At 63.8% G+C, this 4,454-nt stretch carries 2 protein-coding genes and 2 pseudogenes; 3 read left to right on the top strand and 1 reads right to left on the bottom strand.

What is annotated here, in order from left to right:
* Positions 1-58 precede the first annotated feature (58 nt).
* Positions 59-1,439, top strand: a pseudogene (locus tag P3W85_RS25370) (ISNCY family transposase).
* A gap of 393 nt (positions 1,440-1,832) precedes the next feature.
* On the opposite strand, the pseudogene P3W85_RS45360 reads toward P3W85_RS25370, so the two are convergent.
* A pseudogene (locus P3W85_RS45360) lies at positions 1,833-1,934 on the bottom strand (hypothetical protein); the annotation flags it as partial.
* A gap of 374 nt (positions 1,935-2,308) precedes the next feature.
* Between P3W85_RS45360 and P3W85_RS25360 the strand changes: the two are divergent.
* Positions 2,309-2,563, top strand: coding sequence for a hypothetical protein (locus P3W85_RS25360; RefSeq protein WP_276266782.1), 255 nt, complete (start codon positions 2,309-2,311; stop codon positions 2,561-2,563).
* 201 nt (positions 2,564-2,764) lie between these two features.
* The gene (locus P3W85_RS25355) at positions 2,765-4,000 is read left to right on the top strand and encodes a TetR/AcrR family transcriptional regulator (RefSeq protein ID WP_276266781.1); all 1,236 of its coding nucleotides are present in this window, start codon (positions 2,765-2,767) and stop codon (positions 3,998-4,000) included.
* Positions 4,001-4,454 lie beyond the last annotated feature (454 nt).

Below are 4,454 nucleotides of genomic sequence, written 5' to 3'. Positions count from 1 at the left end.
CAAATGTCCGAGTTTGGCAGGCGTAAGCTTGACGGCTTCCAGCGAGCGGGAGCCCGTCATGCCAGCAGGAACCATTACCATGACGATGCGGCAGATCGACCGGCTCAAGGTCATCCAGGCACTGGCAGACGGCTATCTCCAGACTGGGGCTGACCTCCCGCCAGACCCTGCGCCTGCTGCGGCGCTATCAACAGCACGGCGCCGCCGGCTTGCTGAATCGCCACCAGGGTCAGCCGGCCAACAACCGGACGCCACCGGGCCTTGCGGCGCGGGCGCTCGGGCTGATCCGCGACAACTATGCCGACTTCGGCCCGACCCTGGCCGCCGAGAAGCTGCGCGAGCGCCATGGCCTCAGCCTGGCCAAGGAGACGGTGCGTCAACTCATGATCGACGCCGGCTTCTGGGTCCCCAGGCAGCTGCGCCCGCCCAAGATGCACCAGCCGCGCAAGCGCCGCGCCTGCCTGGGTGAACTGGTGCAGATTGATGGCAGCGAGCACGCGTGGTTCGAGGAGCGCGCGCCCATGTGCACGCTGCTGGTCTATGTCGACGATGCCACCAGTCGGCTGATGGCGTTGCGCTTCGTGCCGACTGAATCCGCTTTTGCGTATTTCGAGGCGACACGGGCTTACCTTGAGTGCCACGGCAAGCCGGTCGCGTTCTATAGCGACAAGGCCAGTGTGTTCCGGGTCAACCGGCCCAATGCCACTGGCGGCGACGGCTATACGCAGTTCGGGCGGGCGCTGTTCGAGCTCAATATCGATAGCCTGTGCGCCAACAGCAGCCAGGCCAAGGGCCGCGTAGAGCGGATGAACGGCACGCTGCAGGACCGGCTGGTCAAGGAGCTGCGGCTGCGCCGGATCTCGTCTCAGGCCGACGCCAACGCCTTCGTGGCGGTCTTTGTGGCCGACTTCAACGCCCGCTTTGCCAAACCGCCCAGGAGCGACTTTAATGCGCATCGCGCAGTGCGAGCCGATGAGGATCCGGAGCGGATCTTCACGTGGCGCGAATGGCGCAAGGTGTCGCAGAGCCTGACGTTACAGTACGACAAGACGCTGTACCTGCTGGCAGACCAGCCCGAGCATCGCGCTCTGATTCACCGCTACATCGAGGTGGCCGAGTATCCGGACGGCCGGATCGAGCTGTGGGCCGATGGCGCTACCCTGCCCTACACCACCTATGACCGGTTGGCCGAGATCGACCAGGGCGCGATCGTCGAGCACAAGCGGCTCGGTCACGTCCTGCGCGTGGCGCAGGAGATGCAGGCCAAGCGCGATAGCCGGCGCAGCGCCAGCGCACCCGCCCGGACCACCACAGGCACGCCACCGCGGCCTCGCAAGGCAGCCCCGGGCAAGAAACCTCAGCGACAGCTCAGCGCCGCAGATCTGCAGGCCGCCATCGAAAAGACCTTCCAAGCACCACTGCCTTACGGGAAACCATAGAAAGACAAGCACCGAACCCCAACACCACACCTTCTAAATCGGACATTTGAGCTTAGCCGAGCGCCGGACATCTGAATCTAGCCTAGACATTTGATTGTAGCGGCCCAATCAGAATGTCCGCACCGACAGTTGGCTCTGGCGTTGCCATTTGTTGTATGTGAATGTTGAAGACCATTAGTAATGTCCACCTTTGGGATGGCTCACGGTCGAGCGGCAGATCCACGGCAAATGGGGGGCAATCAGTGTGAGATGCTGGTGCAGACGCCGGTGCCGCCCCACGTCATCGACAAAGGCATCCCGAGCGCCGGGCTGCTCGCCCATACGCTTGGTCTCAAAGTTCGGTGTGCGCGGGATGCTGTCGAAGTACGCCACAGCTTTGCGCAGTGATGCCTGCAGGTTGCCTGTCACGATGGCCGTCGCGATGCTCGCGCCAGCGCTGGTTCCGATGAAGCGCTCGGGAGCCCAGCAAGCATGCGCACGGAGCGCCTCAACCATGCCTCCCTGCCACCAACATCGGTTGCCGCCACCGGCAAAGACGATTCGTGTGTCAGTGCGATTAAGCAGTTGAGCAGGATTGAGACGCAATAGTTCGAGCATGAGATTTCCAAGAAATCAATGTAGTAAACACAAATAACTGATGCCGCTGCTCGTCGTCAAGAAACGCCGGCAGTTGCGCGCAGAGGGGGTAAAACAGGTCGTGGAGATGGATGTAGGTCTGCCGACACCTTTTCTCGTGGCTCCGCATTCCAACGGCCGCGCGGGTCTCCACGTTCGAACACGCCAGCGACGTCCGCAGCCCATCGGCAGGCCCGCGCGTCGGCCTTGCCCGGCGCTCGATCCTGGAGGTCGCGCATGACGACGGCGCCACGGTGATTGCCCGCGCCTTGCTAGCGTTCGAGTCGCTGGGCGCCCGCTTGCATGAACAGCCAGTGCCGGGTATCGAAGCTTGCGATGCGACGGCCACGGTGCTGACCTGGCGCGAAGCGATCGCGCTCGACGGCAAGCGTCTGCATGACCGCGCAGAGCGCATCGCTTCTGCTACGCGGCTGAGGCTGGAGACGGCGCTGGCGGCCGGCGCCGACGACTACGCGCGCGCCCTGGCCTGCCGGCCGGCGCCTGTGTAGCGTTTCAGCAGCTCACCCACTGGCACCATATCGAGCCAGCACTCAATAGCCTGGAGGTGCCTCCCAACGGGGCGGAGCCGGGCAACGGGTAAGCTGCTGAAAAAGCGAGCCGGCGCGATGGTAGACTCGCCACAGCCCCAACCCGTGCGCACCGCCTCTATAATCCGCGCACCCGGCCAACCATCGCAAATATCTCGTCTCATGCTCAAGGAAACAGCGCAAGCCCGCCCGACACGCCGGTACGTGGAGAAGCGCGAGGCGATCCTCGACGCCGCAGCCCGGCTGTTCAACCGCAAGGGCTTGCGCGGCGCCACCCTCTCGGACGTGGCGCAGGAAGTCGGCCTGAGCACCAACAGCATCACCTACTACTACCGCAAGAAGGAAGACCTGGTAGTGGCATGCCTGATGCGCACCATCGACGAGATGACGGGCATTGCCGACGCCACGGCCAACGAGCCACAGCCTCAGGCCAGGGTGCGCCGTTTCATCGCGCTCTTTTTCGAGCGGCTGGCCAGGACGGCAACCGGCGAGCGCCCCGAGCTGATGAGCTTTCGCGAGATCCGCTCGCTGCCCGACACCCACGCGGATGTCGCCTTCGCAGCCTACACCGACATGTTCCGGCGCATCCGCCGGCTGTTGCGCAGCGACACGCCCAAGGACCCCGCGCAGCGCAGCGCCCTGAGCGCGGCGGCGCACTTGCTGCTGTCGCTGACCAGCGGCGCGATGACGTGGGTCGAGCGCTATGAGCCGCAGGACTATCCGAAGGTGGCGGATACGGTCGTGGATATCCTGCTAAACGGCCTGGCGTCGCCGTCATCGCGATGGGATAGCGGCACGCCCGGGACGCCGCCGCTGCCCGTGGCGGAAACGACCCAGGAAGCCTTCCTGCGCGCCGCCACGGAACTGCTCAACGAGCTGGGCTATCGCGGCGCTTCCGCCGACCGCATCTCCGCGCGGCTCAACCTCACCAAGGGATCCTTCTATCACCACAACGAGAACAAGGACGACCTGATCTCCGCCTGCTTCGACCGCATGTTCGCGGTGATCCGGGACGCGCAGACCAAGGTGGAAGAAGGCCCGGGCAGCGGCTGGGACAAACTCTGCGCGATCTCGCGCGCGCTGGTCGGCTATCAGTTCTCCAGCCAGGGGCCGCTGCTGCGGCTGACCATCTACGGCGCGCTGCCCGAGGAGATGCGCAAGGAGAAGATGCTGACGATGAACCGGCTGTCTGCGCGGTTTGTGCGGTTCCTGGTGCAGGGCATGCAGGATGGGTCGATCCGGGCGCTGGACCAGACGGTTGCTGCGTTGCAGGTGAATGGGATGATCAATGCGGCGGTGGAGTTAAAGAGATGGGTGCCGGATGCATCCGGGGAGAATGCTGCTGATTTGTTTATTCGGCCTTTGTTTATGGGGATATTGGGGGAGATTGGGGGGTGATTTTTTGTAGGATTTGGTGGGCTTTTAGCCCCGCTGACGCGGGAGGTCTGTTGTGGGCGGGGTTTTCGCGCCACTAGCCCGCTGACGCGGGGGGCTCGTTTGTGGGTGGGGTTTTGATGCTTCTAGCTGCTGGCGCGGCTGGGCGGTGTTGGCCGTTTTGGAACGTGTGAGATGTCACTTTTCTTTACTCGTAAAGAAAAGTAACCAAAAGAAAGCGATCCTTGCAGGAGGCTGGCGTGTCGTCATTGGGGACCCCAATGGTTTCGTCGTACGGCCCCGGGTGCTAATGGACTCGTGCCGTTACCGGTTCGGAGCACCACGACGCTGCCAATGCCCAGGGTTTCGTGGTGGCCCCCACCGGTAGCAGCCACCACGAATTTCAAGCCGTCTGTCGCTCGCGGAGTGACTGGCCACGAAGTTGCAGGCGTCCCGTTTCCGTCGTGGGCGCGGTGGC

It is taken from the genome of Cupriavidus basilensis (assembly GCF_029335485.1).
Taxonomy (GTDB): domain Bacteria; phylum Pseudomonadota; class Gammaproteobacteria; order Burkholderiales; family Burkholderiaceae; genus Cupriavidus; species Cupriavidus basilensis_E.
The sequence above is the reverse complement of the archived record's forward strand: the minus strand, read 5'-3'. Positions and strand labels throughout refer to the sequence as shown.